Consider the following 16350-nt stretch of genomic DNA (forward strand, 5'->3'; position numbering starts at 1 on the left):
CACTTTTTCCCTGGTTTGCTTTGACGTGGGAACCACCCACCTGCCCTACTTGTTGGTTGTGAACAACTCTAATGGGGACACAACACAGACTTTCTTCGGCCAGCCGTTCACGAATGCGTTCTGAAAGCGCCCGACCATTCCGAACTTTCACTCTGCTTCGGATCGCTGTTGGCTGCTGCTTTCGTACTAATTTCGATCAACACGGGTTATACTATCTTTTGATATTGCCTATTAGCATAACAGCAGCTCTATGAAAAGTCAAATCAGCACTGACTATAATTGAGAGCCGAATGAGAGATACCTTACACATAATGGTCTCTTGACTTTGAGCCGTTATGATTTATATACTTAGACTGAAAAGATAAGAGGCGTCTGGATCGAGGAGCAGTAGGCTGAACTGACAGCAGCAGCGACCTGGAGGATGGTGCAAGTCCAGGGTTGTCGGCGACCGAACACACCACGAGAGCCTTGTGCGAAAAGCTGGTAGCAGAAGCACAGCGGATCGGCTCATCCGTTATACAGAGCTGCTAATCCTTACCATTAACGGGTAAGTGTTAGAATGAGAGTCTGCTCCTGCCGGGCAGAAAAGAGGATGGGACCGCGGATACACCTTCGTTCCTCAGTTGTTGAGGGAATGGAAGGTGTTTTTTATTGCCATAAAGTGGATGGACTAAAAGATTCGAGTTGGAACTATCAAGACAGGAGAGTGCTCTAGCCATGGTGAAATTAAATGGAGATCACCTTAAACTAGCCATTCAGAAGGATGGCCGTTTAACAGAAGATACACGGAATCTCTTACGCACAGTTGGCCTACAATTTGATGCCTACAAGCAGAGATTGTTTAGTAATTGTCGGAATTTTCCGATGGATATCCTCTTTGTGCGCGATGACGATATTCCAGAGTATGTTGCCGAGGGCGTGGTTGATCTTGGCATCGTTGGCCGTAATCTGATGGTTGAGGCCGAGAAAAATGTTCAGGAGCTCATGCCGCTCAACTATGGTCAGTGCACCCTCATGGTTGCGGTCCCTGCCGATAGTGGCATCAGTGATGTGAAACAGCTGGCTGGCTGTAAAGTTGCGACCTCGTATCCCAATAGTACGCAACGCTTTTTTGCCGAGCGGGATATTCCCGTTAACGTTATCCCCATTAGCGGGAGCGTGGAGATTACACCGGCGCTTGGTGTCGCGGCTGCGATCGTCGATCTGGTCAGTACTGGAAGCAGTCTGAAGCTGAACGATCTGGTTGCTATTGATACCGTGTTAGAGTCACAATCGATCATTATTGCCAACCCAAATTCTCTCTCCAATACCCATAAGTCATCGATTATCGAACGTCTGCTTACAAGATTTCGCGGCGTCTTATCGGCTGCCGAGTACAAATATGTCATGATGAATGTGCCCAGCCATGAGCTTGACTACGTCTCAAATCTCATGCCCGGCCTGAAGTCACCTACCGTTTTGCCGACTGCTGATCCGGAGTGGATGGCCGTTCATACCGCTATTCGTGAGGATGTCTTCTGGGAAGCGATTGAAGAGCTTAAGCGGCGCGGGGCGCAGGGGATTCTCGTCTCCTCCATCGAAAAAATGTTTGTGTAGGAGCGACCTGGAACTGGAAACCTCCTGAGAAGCTGTGAGGCCTGGTTACTCACAGTCAATCTCAAGAGGTTTCTTTCTGTCTAGTGATCTCCCGATAGTTCAGGATTGCTTAGCGAACAACAGTTGTAGAAAGAAGGGCAGCACCAATCTGCCCTGTTTTATCACCAGTAGTAACTGGCAGTTGCTTGATACAGCTCATAGAGGCCGTGAGGATAATTTGTTTGCTCACTGGTCCAATGATTTCCTGAGGTTCCATCACAATCGCTACTCAAAGGAGAGGTTGTATCGCAATAGAGTGCATGGCCATCCAATTGGAGCGAGAAATCGTGCAGAGCGCTCCCATGGTCGTAGCAGGCAGTGTTGCCTGAGTCATTGACATAGATGACCTTGTGATTGGCCCCCATTCCAACCGCAGTATCTGAATGCACCAGCCCATCACAATCGCTACCAATGACTGTCCAATCGGTACCTCCGGCATCAGGATGTCTGCCATTAGCCGTAAGATCCTGAATTAGATTGCTATTGCTATACATCTGTTGTCCTTGACGACAGGCAAAGCAGGAAAATACCGCTAGCAGGACACCAGCATGCGGCGTATTGAACGTAATCGCATCGGTGACATTGCCAATTGATGGTGGGAAGTTTGCATTCCGTTGTTGCTCTAACTCAAGCGTACGCTGGATAATCAAGCCTCCCATACTGTGCCCCACCAGAATAACCTGCCAGCCGTGTTGCCCAAAATTATAGTAGAGATACCAGGCTAGCAGGCAACTAAGATGGTTAATATCCTCATTGTTTGTGCCTTCATTGCCGCCAAAGAAATTTGTGCAATGGCTGCGGTAGGTCTGCACCTGAAGATTTGCGGAATAGGTTTTCTCTGCTCCATTATCCGCGCAGCCCGAGCCATCTGTTTTCACCTCCTCGTTATAGTAGCTCAATTGGCGGAAGTCGCCAGGCCACTGGCTGGCCATAAAAGTGCGTGCATCGGCCCAGTATGTGTCGCAGCCTGGCATCGTCTGGCTACCATAGGTTGCGCTGCCAAAGGGACCATCACCACCGTTCAAGCCATGAACAGCCACAATGCTCTCATGAATATTTGTTGCACGCGGCGCTACCAGTGAGCGTACTCCAGGTTTTCTGAGAAGAGGGGCTGAAGAAGAGGCAGCCAGAGTCTGGGTCGGAAACAGAATGAGAAGCAGCCCACTGGACAATAGGGCCAGAAAGAAGAGCTTTGACGTCGAAAATCCTTTGCGCCAGGCAGATAGTGGCATAATAAGGAATCCTTCCTTAAACGATAAAATAAACGAAATAAAGAAACGCTCAAAGGGACCAGATGAAAGAGTTTAAGATCCAGTCCGGGCCATACAAAGCCAGCCAGCATCGCTCTAGAATAAGGCGTTAAATAGTGATCCAGTTGAAGCTTGCATGAGCCCTATTCTAGACACAGCCATATCTAATAGAACTGCATTTTCGAGCAATTTTGCAGATAGAGAGATCTCAGGCAACACGTATTGGTAGCGAAGGAGTCAGGATCTTTGCTATCCACGATCCTCTGAATCATGTCTGGATAGCAAAGCTCCTGACTCCTTTTAGCATCCGTAAGCTCAAGAGACCTGAGAGCTTCTTATTTGCTTGTTTGTTTCACTCCACTTTGCTATCCTATTTTGTAGTGATAGCAAAGACATGTAGATTGCCTCGATCGACATGGCCTGGTAGTGTGACGCTCTGAATTGTTTTTCCGGCCTGAAGCGCAACATCTGTATAAAAGATATTGGGCATATGATCCTGCATTCCACCATGAGGGACATTGCGATAAGGTGTAACGGCGACGACTTGATTATTGGCCAGAGGCGCCGAACCATTGTGATTCAAGGTCCAATCGCTAAAAGCCAGTTGAAAATCCTGAGTACTGCCATCGGTATAGGTAATGGTTGCCTCACCAGTGGCAGGTCCAAGTCCTGAAGCACCCAGAAACGAGAGCGTCGTCGCACCCTGGACAGGAGTAATCGCAATCTTCTGGCCCTGTGCGACAACATTATCAGGCTGTCCCGCAGCAACATTTGGCCAGACAAAATTCGCACCGTTGAAGGTCACCATACCACCAGGGGTCAGTCCAGCGTTTTGAAGTGCTTGAGCTGAATAGCTAATGCCCAGGCTATCAAAATTGGCCCCTTGCTGATCACCATCATTGCTAATGGCTGTATTGTTGAACGGTAACGAGATAGCAGTCTGTCCTCCACCAGTATTGCCAGTGCCGGTGCCAGTGCCAGTATTACCAGTGCCAGTGCCAGTGCCAGTGCCAGTGTCGGTGCCAGTGCCAGTGCCAGTGCCGGTGCCAGTGCCAGTGCCAGTATTACCAGTGCCAGTGCCAGTGCCAGTGCCAGTATTACCAGTGCCAGTATTACCAGTGCCAGTGCCAGTATTGCCAGTGCCGGTGCCAGTCCCAGTATTGCCAGTGCCAGCACCTGTCCCGGTCCCTTTGCCAGTAGCGGCACATTGGAGATTTACCGTTCCGTTAGCAAATGCCACTGTACAATTCTGACCATTGATGGTTGTTGTCCCCATACAACCAGCGACTGCGGTTCCATTGATATTACAGTTTGGAGCCATCGTACCAGTGCCGGTCCCAGTGCCAGTGCCAGTGCCAGTCCCGGTCCCAGTGCCAGTGCCAGTCCCGGTCCCAGTGCCAGTGCCAGTGCCAGTCCCTGTTGCAGGTGTTGTATTGATGGGCTGACCATTGAGCGTTGCACTGATAGCGACGCCATTGCCATCCTGAGTTGTGGCTAGTGGGTCGGCTTTGCCCAATAATTGGACACAATTGAGGTTATCGGCGCCAAACGCATTTACAAAGCGCTGAATTAAGAATGTAAAGAGCGTGTTGCCGACGGCTGGATCGGGAGCATTTCCTTTGACGGTAAGAGGAGCATCGAGCACCAGTCGAGGAACCGCAATATCAAGCAATTGCTGACAATAAGCCTTGCCACTGGCAGCATTCTGATTTCCAGCGGGCTTCTGATCGACGCCAATGCGATAGGCATTGGTTTTATTGAGATCAGCGTTGCCATTATTCAGCGTCATGGGATCAATCAATGGTACGAGCGCAACTGGTGCGGCCTGATGCGTTGCCGCCATCAGTTCATTAAGAGGGAGTGCCGTGATCATCTGCCCTGGATCAGCGAGATCAGGAGCTTTCCAGGGAGTACAGCCCAGCACTCCATCCAACGCAATAGAGACCAGACGATTATCACTGCCATTCACCTGAGTCTGAGCATTCTGTAGCGCCATGCTATTGGCAGCGTTCATCTGAGCAGTCTGCCCATCGCCATTAATCAGATAGGTTGTGGTCACATTATCGCTTTGATCCTGATCGACAACACTAAAATCGCGAACAGTTGGACAGGGCTGTCCATCTTTAGCCGTTCCTAAAGCAGGCGGTGTGAGCTTGCCAGCTTTAATCGCCTGACGTGCAGCTTGGAAAAAAGCGGGGGCGTTACAATAGGCGAACTGACCAAAGATGGTACCATCGGTGCCATTGACGCATGTCCCTTGTTGGAGACTACCATTGGAATCTTTTAGAGTGAGCGTCCCGCCATTAAAACCGAACCAGAGTCCAACGATGCCATTGGCCGGTAGCTGTGGAACAACCGGTTTGATAGCAGGTTCTTTGCCCTGATCAACGACGAGTGGATTATAGATACTAATCTGTCCGGTTGCGGGATCGATCACTGCTCCCTGCACAAAGGCTGCCTGCGTGGCATTGGCTTCATTGCAGGGACCATTGGCTGGATCGAGGGGAGCCAATTGATAGGGAGTGGCCAGACCCTCTGCTGAAAGTGGATTGGGGGGAACAAGCAATGTGCAATCTGCATTGACAGCGGCAGCGTGAGAGCCGAAGAGCGGACGCACAAAGAAAAAAATACTTGCTCCAACTACGATCAACAAGGTCACTACAATGCTCACCAGTGCCAGTGGAGAGAAGGGTCCACGGCGTCTTGCCCCATACTTGATGGCATTTGGCTTGCCATGCGCTGGTGGTCTCGTTAACAGATCCATACTCTCTTTACCATCTCCTGTGTGTTATATATTCGAATGTAACGATTAATAGGACACTTGTTTGTTGAGAAATATGTCAAAGTGCTTCAATGAAGTATGTTACATGGTATTTTTGATCATTTGCCATTTCTGAGGATGAGGTAGTAGAGAGGTACTACAAGGTGGTTAAGGTTTTATGAATTTCGACAGGCGTCCGCCTAACTATGTTTGCCTGTAGAACGTAATAGAGATAGTGCCCATTCTTTCACTTCATTGCAGTATCCATTGCAGTATCCTAAGAAGGAGAGGAGAAAATTTCTCTCGTTTCAAGGGTCATCTCATGGAGAGGAGAAGGTCAGCTATGCTTTCCAGGCAAAAAGAGAGCGAAAACATTCAGAGGTTCAATCGTGTTGTTAGTGGCAGTTTGCGCTCAGAAGTTGTGCTCACAAGCTGACGATGAGGCTCTTTGGGGAGACAGTCATTTAGTACTACATTTCTATGCGGAAGGCAGTTTACATTTAGAAGGATAGCAGAAATGGCGACACTTTCACAGACTGAATTGATTCCCAGGACCGTACTATTTGGGAATCCTGAGAAAACGAGTCCGCGTATTTCGCCTGATGGGAAGCATCTGGCATATCTTGCTCCAGTGGAGGGTGTACTCAACGTCTGGGTCGGCACAATTGGGAGTGATGATTTTCATGCAGTGACCAGAGATACGGATCGTGGAGTACGGTTTTATTTTTGGGCTTTTGATAATCGGCATATTCTCTACATTCAGGACGTTGGTGGCAACGAGAACTGGCGTCTGTATGCAACCAACATTCAGACGGAAGAGACACGCGATCTGACGCCGTTTGAGGATGTACAGGTACAGATTCTGGATCAAGATAAGCATTTTCCGAATGAACTGCTTATTGCCATGAATAAAGAGAATCCTCAAGTGCACGATGTCTATCATCTAGATCTGACAACAGGTGGGCTGCGGCGCATCGCTGAGAACCCAGGTACCATTGCTCAATGGGTCATTGATGCACAATTTCGCGTCCGAGGGGCCCTGGCAGCCCAGCCCGACGGGAGTATGGAGCTCCTCATCCGCGACGAAGAGAGCGCTCCCTGGCGGAGCCTGCTGACATGGAATACCGATGATGTCCTGACGAGCGGGCCTGTTGGTTTCAGTCTGGATGGTCAGATGCTGTACCTGATTGACTCACGAGGCGTTAATGCTGGTCGGTTGCTAAAAATGGATCTTCAGACGGAAGAGATAACGGTGATGGCCGAAGACCCACAATATGATGTGGGAGGGGCAATTATCCATCCAGACACCCACGAGATTCAGGCTGTAGCTTTTAATAAAGACCGTATGGAATGGACTGTCCTGGATGAGAGTATCAGACTGGATATTGACCGTATTCATGATATTCATGAGGGTGATTTCTCGCTGGTCAGCCGTGACAATGCCGACACAACGTGGCTGATAGCATTTGTCGTAGATAATGGACCTGTGCCATACTATGTCTATGATCGTAAAAAGCAGAGCGCAGTCTTTCTGTTTGATAACCAGCCTGCATTAAGTAAGTATACATTGGCCCAGATGGAGCCGATCACCTTTACTGCTCGAGATGGCTTAATTGTCCATGGCTACTTGACGGTCCCGGCTGGTGAGAGGAAGAGCCAGTTGCCATTAGTGCTTAACGTGCATGGTGGTCCCTGGCATCGTGACGCCTGGGGATATCACCCTGAAGCCCAATGGCTAGCAAATCGCGGCTACGCCTGTCTGCAAATAAATTACCGTGGCTCGACTGGATATGGGAAAGCCTTTCTGAATGCAGGCAATAAAGAGTGGGGCCGTAATATGCACAATGATCTGGTTGATGCTGTCAACTGGGCAGTGGAGCAGGGCATTGCAGATGCCGGACGTGTTGCAATCTATGGTGGTTCTTATGGGGGATATGCAGCCCTTGTCGGAGCAACATTTACCCCAGATCTCTTCTGTTGTGCAGTAGATATTGTAGGCCCGAGCAACCTTGTCACGCTCATTCGGTCATTTCCAGCTTACTGGTCGACCTATCTCGCTGATATGTATAAACGTGTGGGCAATCCTGACACGGACGAAGAATTTTTACATTCGCGTTCCCCATTGTTCTTTGTTGATAAGATCAAGATCCCCATCTTAATTGCTCAGGGAGCAAACGATCCACGTGTCAAGCAGGAGGAATCTGAACAGATAGTAGCCGCCATGAAGAACAAAGGCATTAGCTACGAATATCTTCTTTTCCCCGATGAAGGGCATGGTTTTGCCAAACCTGCCAATCGCTTAAAGTTTTACGCAGCAGCCGAAAAATTTCTGGCGACCCATCTGGGTGGGCGGTACGAAGACTGAGTTCGGGTCACAAGTAGTGGGGGAGGCAAGCTATGACAGATGATCTTATCAAGGTCTTTGCAGGCAGTGGGAGCCTTCGTCTAACCGAGCGCATCTGTAACTATTTGCAGATTGCGCAAGGGAAGAGTGAGACGTTACGTTTCTCGGATGGCAATATTTTTGTGCGTATTCAAGAGAACGTACGTGGGCGTCGAATCTATATCATCCAATCGACCGTCTTTCCGGCTAACGACACCTTTATGGAGCTCCTCTTCTGGATAGACGCGTTTAAGCGAGCTGGTGCTGAGACCGTCACAGTCGTCATACCCTATTTTAGTTATGCGAAAGGAGACAAGAAAGACGAGCCACGCGTCTCGATTCGAGCGCGTGTCTGTGCGGATGCGATCGAGGTAGCGGGAGCGGACCGGGTTGTCACGATGGACCTGCATGCGCCACAGATTCAGGGCTTCTTTCATATCCCTGTCGATAATCTCTATGCGCTTCCATTATTGGGTGAGAGAATCAAGGCGCTTCAATTGGGAGAGAGTGTGATTGTCTCGCCCGACGTTGGTTTTGCCCATCAGGCCAGACGCTTTGCCGCCTATCTAGAAATGCCCATCGCAATCGCCTACAAAGAGCGAGTCGCTCATAATGAGAATGCCCAGATCCTCCAGATCATTGGCGAAGTCAAAGGGAGAACAGCCATCGTTGTTGATGATTTTACCCTTTCAGGCGGAACATTAGCCGACGTCTCTCAGAAACTGATTAACTATGGAGCGCGTGAAGTCTATGCGGCCATTACGCATGGAGTCTTTGCCGAAGGCTCATTAGAGCGTCTGGAGCGTAGCCCATTAAAAAAACTGTTGATTACGGATAGTGTTGAGAACCAGCCTGTCACCTTTAATCACAAGATCGAGGTCGTTTCAGCCGCCTCGATGTTTGGCGAAGCGATTAAGCGCATCCATAACAGAGAGAGTATTAGTGAAATGTTCTACAGTATTGGTTAAAGTCTCTGACAGATAGAGATCTGCTAGCCATTATATATAGCATCATGACACAACCGAAAGGATAGTGTATAATGTAGCCGCGAGCAGTAGCCTATTATTAAAGGAGTTCAAGCCAGTCAGGTCTTTTTAGGGGCCTGTAGCCAGCGATGGTTGCACAGAGGAGGCCGGGCTGCTTATTGGTTAATGAGTGTCTGACCAGACGTGTCCTGGTGTGCTTGCATGAAGGGTTTTGAGTATTCCCACGCAAAAATGTTCCGCCTCAGGGCGTGCCTTTCTTTCCTGCCATTCTTTATTGAGGGAATGGGTATCCAGAAAGGGATTTTATGAACGGTGACATGATTGAGCGTGTCATAAGGGGTCGTTATAAGCTCATCGATGAACGTGGACGAGGAAGCTTTGCCACAGTCTATGTTGCGCGCGACCTGAATGATAATCGTATTTATGCCATCAAAGTCATGCATCTCGAACTTTCCAATGACGGCGAACTGCTAGCGCGTTTCCAGCGAGAGGCTCATATCCTCTTAAATCTCAGTGATCCGCATATTGTGCGGATCTTTGATTATGGAAACGATGACAATATGCACTATATTGTAATGGACTATATTGATGGGCAGAGTCTCAAGTACTTTATGGTCAATCAGGGCCCAATGGACGCATTGCGAGCCTTTCACTATGCGCGACAGATCGCGGAGGGGTTAGAGGCGGCCTATAAACAGGGGGTAGTGCATAGGGATATCAAACCTCAAAATATTCTTATCAATAGTAAGGATATGGTAAAAATTACCGACTTTGGGCTAGCCCGTGGTCGGGATACCGTGACATTAACACAATCTAATGTATTTATGGGGACGGCCTATTATATTTCGCCCGAACAGGCCGAGAGTGGGCGTTCCGCCGACACGCGTTCTGATCTTTATTCGGTTGCTACAGTCCTGTTTGAAATGTTGACCGGCTACCCACCGTATAAAGGGGAGACCGCCGTTGACATTGTGTTAAAGCATATCAATGATAAGATCCCATCTGTTTGCCGTCTACGGCCAGATCTGCCCATGGAGATGGACCCCTTCATGCAAAAGGCTCTGGCGAAGTCGCCTGCCGAGCGCTTTGCAACTCCTCAGGAGTTTATTACCGCTCTTGAGCAGATTCAGGCTATTGTAGAGCGGGGGCCTGGGAGACCAATCACGGATGGAGGAGGCGTGCGGCCATCGCGGCCAGCGCCGCCTAAAGAAGCTCGTATTATCGTTCTCTCTAATGGGCAAATTATCCCCTTAAAGAATGAACTGATGGTCGTGGGTCGTCAGGACCCAACTCTGGGGATCTTCCCAGAAATTAGCCTGGCAGATAAAACGGTCGGACGGCGGCATGCCTATCTGCGCAATCAGAACGGCACCTATACCGTTGAAGACCTGAATGCTCTCAACAAGACTCGCTTAAATGGAGTAACTTTGACACCACATGAGGAGCGTACACTTAAAGATGGAGACCTGCTCCGTTTTGGAAGTGTTGAGGTTCGTTTCGAAGCGCGATAGAATGTGGTGTACAACGACTGAGTCGCAGTTGTAGGGGTGCCGCTATGAGGTACCCGATGAGATCGGGTGGCAACAAGCTCGTCCCAGCCTGGCCTGCTTTCCGGCCTGATTGGATGGCGAGAGGGGATGCCGCCCCTACGCTTTAAGAGGTGAACTGTTATGATAGCGCAAGGGGCACTAGCTTTCGTTCTTGCTTTGCAGACAACGATTATTGCTGGCGCAGCAGTTGTTCTGGCCCTTATTCTTTTAATCGCTGGTATCTTTCTCTTTCGCAGTGGTAAAAAGAAAGATTCTGATCCAGCAGGCAGGCCTGCGGACTGGCAGCGCCAACCTGATGCTGCCGCTGCCTGGCAGCAACAGGCTGGCTCAAATGCTGCCTGGGGACAGCAGCAGGCACAACAACCTGCGGGTTGGGGGGCTCCCAGTACAGGGGGTCAGCCAGCTAATCCCTGGGGGGCAGCCAATGTAGGGGCTCAGCAGCAGCAGAGTAATCCCTGGGGTGCGGCCAATGTTGATGCTCAGCAGCAGCAGAATAATCCCTGGGGCCAGCAGGCCCAGCCTCAGGCTCAGCAGCCATGGGGCCAGCAGCAACAGAGTAATCCCTGGGGTCAGCAGGCTCAGGCGCAGTCTCAGCCTGGAAATGAGTGGGGAGCAGCCGCCCCTGCCTCAGCCGCCCAGCAGCAGAGCAATCCGTGGGGCCAGCAGCAAGCTCAGCAGCAGAATAATTCCTGGGGCCAGCAGGCTCAGGCCCAGCAGCAGAGCAATCCCTGGGGCCAGCCAGCGAATGTGCCTGCTCAGCAGCAAGCCCAGCAGAGTAATCCCTGGGGTGCAGCCAATCCTCAGGCCCAGCCATGGGAACAGACCCCTGCACCAGCCGCCCAGGATGCATGGGCTCAGCCTCAGGCGAACCAGGGCCAGTCGTGGGGTCAGCCAGCTCAGCAAGGGCCAGCCTCTTTTGGAGGCGGTTCGGGCCAATCCTGGAACCAGCCAGCAGCACCTTTTCAGCAGGCTCAGCCAGCGGCCAATGCAGCCTGGCCACAGCCTGGGGGCTTTGGTGTGCCAGCTGATAGCGATAAGACCGTCTTACGTGGCGTCTCTCAGCCTGGAATACAGCCAGGTCTGGGTGGAGCATTAGGATATGTACGTGTAGAAGAGGGCAAAGAGCCCGGACGTATCTTTGAGGTGCGCAAAGAATCTTTAAGCATTGGGCGCAGCCGTGAGAGCGATATCTTCTTAGAAGATCTGGCGGTTTCACGCTTGCATGCCACCATTGTAAATATGGGGAATGGCAACTACATGCTAAAAGACGAAGGGAGCGCCAACGGCACAAAGGTCAATGGACAACTGGTAAATAAATTTCAGACCTATCAGTTGCAAGAGGGCGATCGTGTTCAACTTGGTCAGACCGTCCTTGTCTTTGGCCGTAAATAAGCACAGGTAGAGGCAGGGCTTGTATGCTTAGAGCAAGGACTGCCAGAGATTTTCCAACAGTGTCAATTAGAGAGGAAACGGTGCCACGGGTGCTTACCTGCAGCTCCGCCTCTGAAATCCAGCAGAGGAGAGGCAGACCACGCATGCGTGGCATCATATTATCATGCAGCAAGATGATCTGATAGGAAAAATGCTCGGCAACTATCGCATTCTGACAACTATTGGACAGGGTGGTATGGCCAGGGTATATAAAGCGCATCAGGAGAATCTGGGACGAGATGTCGCGGTGAAGGTTCTTCCGCCCTGGTATGCCGCGGATCGGAACTTCGTTGAGCGTTTTAACCTTGAGGCCAGATTAGTTGCCGGACTCTCTCATCCCAATATTGTGACCGTTCATGATGCCAATGAGCAGGATGGTCATCTTTATATTGTGATGCAATTGGTGGATGGTGGTACGCTAAAGCAACGGATGGATCAGTTGCTTCGGCTGGGTCGGGCCATGGACACGGCAGAGGTTGTGACGATTTTTACCCAACTGGCTGATGCGCTCACGTATGCCCATGAGCAGGGCATTATCCACCGTGATATTAAGCCAGTCAACGTATTGATGGATCGGTCTGGACGACCAATTCTCTCAGATTTTGGTATTGCAAAGGTTCTGGCCAGTACGCAAGATCATTCTCTGACCCGTCCAGGAGCTGGTGTGGGGACACCTGAGTATATGTCTCCTGAACAGTGTCAGGGTGGCCCGGTAGATGGACGTGCTGATATTTATGCCCTTGGAGTAATGTTGTTTGAGACCCAGACGGGGCGAACTCCTTTTGTGGCTGATAATTACCCCGCTCTGGCTCATAGCCATATCTATGAACAGCCCCCACAGCCACGGTCTATTAATCCAACTCTTTCGCCAGCTTTAGAACAGATTATTATGACGGCTCTGTTGAAGAATCCTCAACAACGCTATCAGACTGCTCGCGAGATGGGGAATGCGCTGAAACAGGCTCTGGCTATCAGTACGCCTCCTCTCCCGCCAACTCCTGGACCTGCGTATTATCCGCCACGCCAGCAGCCACCTCCTATGGGGCCAGCAGGCAATGCTTATGGCTCTTTACCCCGGACCTCTTCCCAGGGGGAGAATCGGCAACCACCGTTGCTCTATACCTGTTTTAATTGTCATAATCTCAATCGTGCTCAAATGCGCTATTGTACCCGCTGCGGCTATCTGCTTAATCAGTGCACCATCTGTGGTGAGCCGAATCCAGTGGGGAATCGTTTCTGTACTAAATGTGGTCAACCTCTGGTAACATAGCAAAAATCGACCCGATGAGGGTCGATTTTTTTGTTCTGTCACCGGGTGGCCTGACTCTTCAAATCCAACCTGATTCTGGTCTGGCTGTTCAATATGTTTAATAGGTTTTCAATACACAAATTCGTCGGGCTGAGCGGCGTGAAGACGTTTGACCGTTTGCCGTTGTTCAACCAGACGCTGGTGTTGTAAGGCGATTCGCTGTTCAACGTTTAACGCCAGGAGCGTTTGTACACGTTCAACAATGATGCTGGGTTGAGTTGGTTTGGTGAGGTACTCAATGGCCCCTTCTTCAAAGCCCTGTAGCTGTTCTGAGAGATGCACAAGAGCACTGATGACCAGAACTGGAAGCTGTGGTGTTAACTGCTGCCGCCGTAGCCATTGGAGAACCTCCCAGCCCGAACCTGGCTTCATAATAAGGTCCAGGATAATGAGATGGGGCTGAAATCTGGGAATGGTCTGTATTGCTTCCAGATCATTCGAGACCGTCTGTACCTCAAAGCCCTGCTGAGTAAGAAAGAAGCATAACACCTGTCGAAGAGCTGCTTCATCTTCAACCAGAAGAATTCTTCTTGCCTGTTCTGCTTCGTTCATATCTGGCGCTTCTCCGATCTATTCGCCGTGATACTCTGCTCTCTTAAGCGGAGATACGATTGCGTCTGACAAGTGGAAAACGGACCTCGGCTACCGTCTGTTCGACGAGGGGAGCATCCGCCTCATCTCCAAGGGGAAGTGCTTCGCGGCGCAGAGCAAATTTTCCACCAAGGTCACTAATAAGATGTTTAATGAGTGAAAGCCCCAATCCCTCACCGCTGGTCTCTCCTTGCTCATCAACGATCGACTCAAAATCTGGTCCACTCCCTGTATCCCAGACCTGCATAATGACCATGCCCTCCTCCTCCCAGCCTTTAACCGTAATTGTCCCGGTCGACTTTTTTGCCAGGCCATGTTTGATAGCGTTAGAGATCATCTCGTTGATGACGAGAGCCAGAACCGTAACGGAGCGTGAGGGGATAATAGTCGGGCTGGTATCCACGCGGAACGTGAGGTATTTATCGGGAGGGCAGAGATTTGCGTTGGCCACTCCGACAATTTTGCGTGCAATATCGTCCATACGAGCCTCGCTTACATCCTCATGGGCAAGGAGATCATGAGTAGCAGCCAGACCCTGGACACGATTGACGCTTTCAGCCAGAGTGCTACGAATATCGGGTGATTTGCTGCGCCGTCGTTGTAACGAAAGAATACCAGCAACGGTTGCAAGGTTATTCTTCACGCGGTGATTGAGCTCTCGGAGCAGGACTGATTTTAGCTCAGAGGCATGGCGTGTCTCTTCGTAGAGCCGGGCATTTTCAATAGCAATAGCGGCTTCATTAGCAAAGGTAATGACTAGCTGCATCTGTTCAGAGCTCAAGAGGTGGCGATGGCTGCTATAAATGCAGATACAGCCCAGGATCTTATCCTTGACCTTCAGAGGAACACAGAGAACCGAATGAATCTCAGGTGATACAAAAGGATCGTTATGGAGAAAGCAGGTCTCATCCGTTTGGAAGCAATCGACAGCCATACTCGGGCGACCCGTCTGCACAGAGCGTCCGGCGCAACACTGGCCAACGCCAATCTGCATCTGAGCGACCAGATTGCTATCAAGCCCATAGTGGGCCAGCACCTCTAGCCGTTGTCGATCAGGATCGAGCTCAAAAATACAGGAGCGTTCGGCACCTGAGAGGTGAACGGCCTGCGTCGTAATAATCTGCAAGACCTCGCTGAGATTGAGGGTTGAGGCAATAATATATGAGACGCGGTGAATCGTGGCCAGCTCATGAACTTTGCGCCGTAACTGCTCATCCGTCTGTTCATAGAGCCGTCCATTCTCAATATTGATCGCAATGATGCCCGCAACAACCTCAACAAAACTGATCTCGTCGCGTGTAAAATCTCGCGCCTCGCTGGATTGAACACTAATGACCCCGATCAAGCGTTCGGCACTGCCAAAAAAGATAATAGGGAGAGCCATCAAGCCACGAAAATCAGTATGATAGGCGTGAGCCTCTGATGAAAAATTTGCATCGGTAAGCGCATCATTGACAATAAGCGGGCGACCCTTATCGGCAACCCAGCCACTGTATCCCTCTCCAAGGCGGAGTGTAAAATGCATACCACCGAGAGGACGAGGACCATTTGTCGCGCGAAGCGTCAGCACCCGTTGGAGATCATCGTAAAAAAAGATCGAGCAGAGTTCGACATGAAGCTCCTCTGCAATGACCTGTGCCGTGATCTCGAGCGTCTGATCCAGATCGATAGCCGAATTACTGACCCCATTGACGCGCTGGAGGGCCATCAGTCGCTGCTCAAGGTGTTGCGTCGTGAGATTGCTCTCCAGCCGATACTGATCAGTGACGCTCTGATAGCCCTGAATTAAGGCAATAGCAGCTTGAGATTGTAAGTGATGGAGCAGCCCTACGGCTTTGATGAGCTGAGCCGCCTGCCCCGGTTCTGCATAGATTGCCTGTAATTCAGTTGAGAGAGCATCTACGTAAAGCTGTAAGCTACTGATGCGGCTATCCAACCTTCCACCCTGCTCTGCCAACCAGCGACCAGATTGCTCAAAGTGGGCTATCCATGTCTCTTCATGAAGCTCGTCTGCCGCGCTTAGCCCATTTAACAGGAGCCAGGCATCGCTGCCTTCTTCTGGCCCGTGGCTCTCGCCTGAAACGTGCTGTAAGCAGGCTTGTAAGCGAGGCAATTGTAATTGTAAAGACTCTTGATCATTGCCCACTGTTACGGTACACCTTCCTAAATATGTGGCCTTTGTGGTGGTCTAAAAAGTAGTACAACTCATCATACGAGCCGTATGATGAGCTTATTGATATTTATCATCTTCGTTATTAACTGTATTGTAGTGGTGGGATCTGATAGTGTCAAGTACAACCCCATCGCCCTATGCATAGGTAATCGTTTAATCATAACCATGGCTGAGAATGTGTTTCAAGGTTAACTGACATTCTTCCTATAAATGGAAGAATTTGCAAAATATATTGACAATAAATCGGCGTAGCATGGTAGAGTGAATGATACAGCCCAGCA

10 protein-coding genes are annotated in these 16350 nt (G+C 50.2%); 6 read left to right on the plus strand and 4 right to left on the minus strand.

Annotation, left to right across the window (positions count from 1 at the left end):
* Window positions 1–717 precede the first annotated feature (717 nt).
* Entirely contained in the window at window positions 718–1596 is an 879-nt protein-coding gene (gene hisG / locus EL628_RS06505) for an ATP phosphoribosyltransferase (protein WP_126579163.1), read from the plus strand.
* A gap of 161 nt (window positions 1597–1757) precedes the next feature.
* Here hisG and EL628_RS06510 read toward each other — a convergent pair whose 3' ends face one another.
* Together EL628_RS06510 and EL628_RS30220 are read right to left on the minus strand one after the other, a co-directional pair.
* A complete protein-coding gene (locus EL628_RS06510; protein ID WP_126579164.1) occupies window positions 1758–2867 on the minus strand; it encodes a lipase family protein in 1110 nt (369 codons plus the stop codon).
* A 388-nt stretch (window positions 2868–3255) separates the two neighbouring features.
* Window positions 3256–5649: a beta-sandwich domain-containing protein gene (locus EL628_RS30220; RefSeq protein WP_174719955.1), complete on the minus strand. Its 2394-nt coding sequence runs from the start codon at window positions 5647–5649 to the stop codon at window positions 3256–3258.
* 514 nt (window positions 5650–6163) lie between these two features.
* Here EL628_RS30220 and EL628_RS06530 point away from each other — a divergent pair.
* From EL628_RS06530 to EL628_RS06550, 5 genes are all read left to right on the plus strand, one after another.
* The gene (locus EL628_RS06530; RefSeq protein WP_126579165.1) at window positions 6164–8011 is read left to right on the plus strand and encodes a S9 family peptidase; all 1848 of its coding nucleotides are present in this window, start codon (window positions 6164–6166) and stop codon (window positions 8009–8011) included.
* A gap of 32 nt (window positions 8012–8043) precedes the next feature.
* Window positions 8044–8997 (plus strand): ribose-phosphate diphosphokinase, encoded by a 954-nt coding sequence (locus tag EL628_RS06535; protein ID WP_126579166.1) that lies wholly within the window; start codon window positions 8044–8046, stop codon window positions 8995–8997.
* 323 nt (window positions 8998–9320) lie between these two features.
* On the plus strand, window positions 9321–10526 hold the full coding sequence (locus EL628_RS06540; protein WP_126579167.1) for an FHA domain-containing serine/threonine-protein kinase: 1206 nt from the start codon (window positions 9321–9323) through the stop codon (window positions 10524–10526).
* A 159-nt stretch (window positions 10527–10685) separates the two neighbouring features.
* Window positions 10686–11957: an FHA domain-containing protein gene (locus EL628_RS06545; RefSeq protein WP_126579168.1), complete on the plus strand. Its 1272-nt coding sequence runs from the start codon at window positions 10686–10688 to the stop codon at window positions 11955–11957.
* Between the two features lie 163 nt (window positions 11958–12120).
* Window positions 12121–13266: a serine/threonine-protein kinase gene (locus EL628_RS06550; protein ID WP_126579169.1), complete on the plus strand. Its 1146-nt coding sequence runs from the start codon at window positions 12121–12123 to the stop codon at window positions 13264–13266.
* A 108-nt stretch (window positions 13267–13374) separates the two neighbouring features.
* On the opposite strand, the gene EL628_RS06555 is transcribed toward EL628_RS06550, so the two are convergent.
* Both EL628_RS06555 and EL628_RS06560 read right to left on the minus strand, forming a co-directional pair.
* On the minus strand, window positions 13375–13857 hold the full coding sequence (locus EL628_RS06555) for a response regulator transcription factor (protein ID WP_126579170.1): 483 nt from the start codon (window positions 13855–13857) through the stop codon (window positions 13375–13377).
* A 43-nt stretch (window positions 13858–13900) separates the two neighbouring features.
* Window positions 13901–16042 (minus strand): sensor histidine kinase, encoded by a 2142-nt coding sequence (locus EL628_RS06560; RefSeq protein ID WP_126579171.1) that lies wholly within the window; start codon window positions 16040–16042, stop codon window positions 13901–13903.
* Window positions 16043–16350: the final 308 nt, after the last annotated feature.

The sequence above is a fragment of the Tengunoibacter tsumagoiensis genome (assembly GCF_003967535.1).
GTDB classification, from domain to species: Bacteria; Chloroflexota; Ktedonobacteria; order Ktedonobacterales; family Ktedonobacteraceae; genus Tengunoibacter; species Tengunoibacter tsumagoiensis.

What these genes read in the sequence shown, in the direction of transcription:
- EL628_RS06545 (WP_126579168.1), top strand. Translation starts at nt 10,686, where the DNA reads ATGATAGCGCAAGGGGCACTAGCTTTCGTTCTTGCTTTGCAGACAACG.
- EL628_RS06550 (WP_126579169.1), top strand. Translation starts at nt 12,121, where the DNA reads ATGCAGCAAGATGATCTGATAGGAAAAATGCTCGGCAACTATCGCATT.
- EL628_RS30220 (WP_174719955.1), bottom strand. Translation starts at nt 5,649, where the DNA reads ATGGATCTGTTAACGAGACCACCAGCGCATGGCAAGCCAAATGCCATC.
- EL628_RS06540 (WP_126579167.1), top strand. Translation starts at nt 9,321, where the DNA reads ATGAACGGTGACATGATTGAGCGTGTCATAAGGGGTCGTTATAAGCTC.
- EL628_RS06535 (WP_126579166.1), top strand. Translation starts at nt 8,044, where the DNA reads ATGACAGATGATCTTATCAAGGTCTTTGCAGGCAGTGGGAGCCTTCGT.
- EL628_RS06555 (WP_126579170.1), bottom strand. Translation starts at nt 13,857, where the DNA reads ATGAACGAAGCAGAACAGGCAAGAAGAATTCTTCTGGTTGAAGATGAA.
- hisG (WP_126579163.1), top strand. Translation starts at nt 718, where the DNA reads ATGGTGAAATTAAATGGAGATCACCTTAAACTAGCCATTCAGAAGGAT.
- EL628_RS06510 (WP_126579164.1), bottom strand. Translation starts at nt 2,867, where the DNA reads ATGCCACTATCTGCCTGGCGCAAAGGATTTTCGACGTCAAAGCTCTTC.
- EL628_RS06530 (WP_126579165.1), top strand. Translation starts at nt 6,164, where the DNA reads ATGGCGACACTTTCACAGACTGAATTGATTCCCAGGACCGTACTATTT.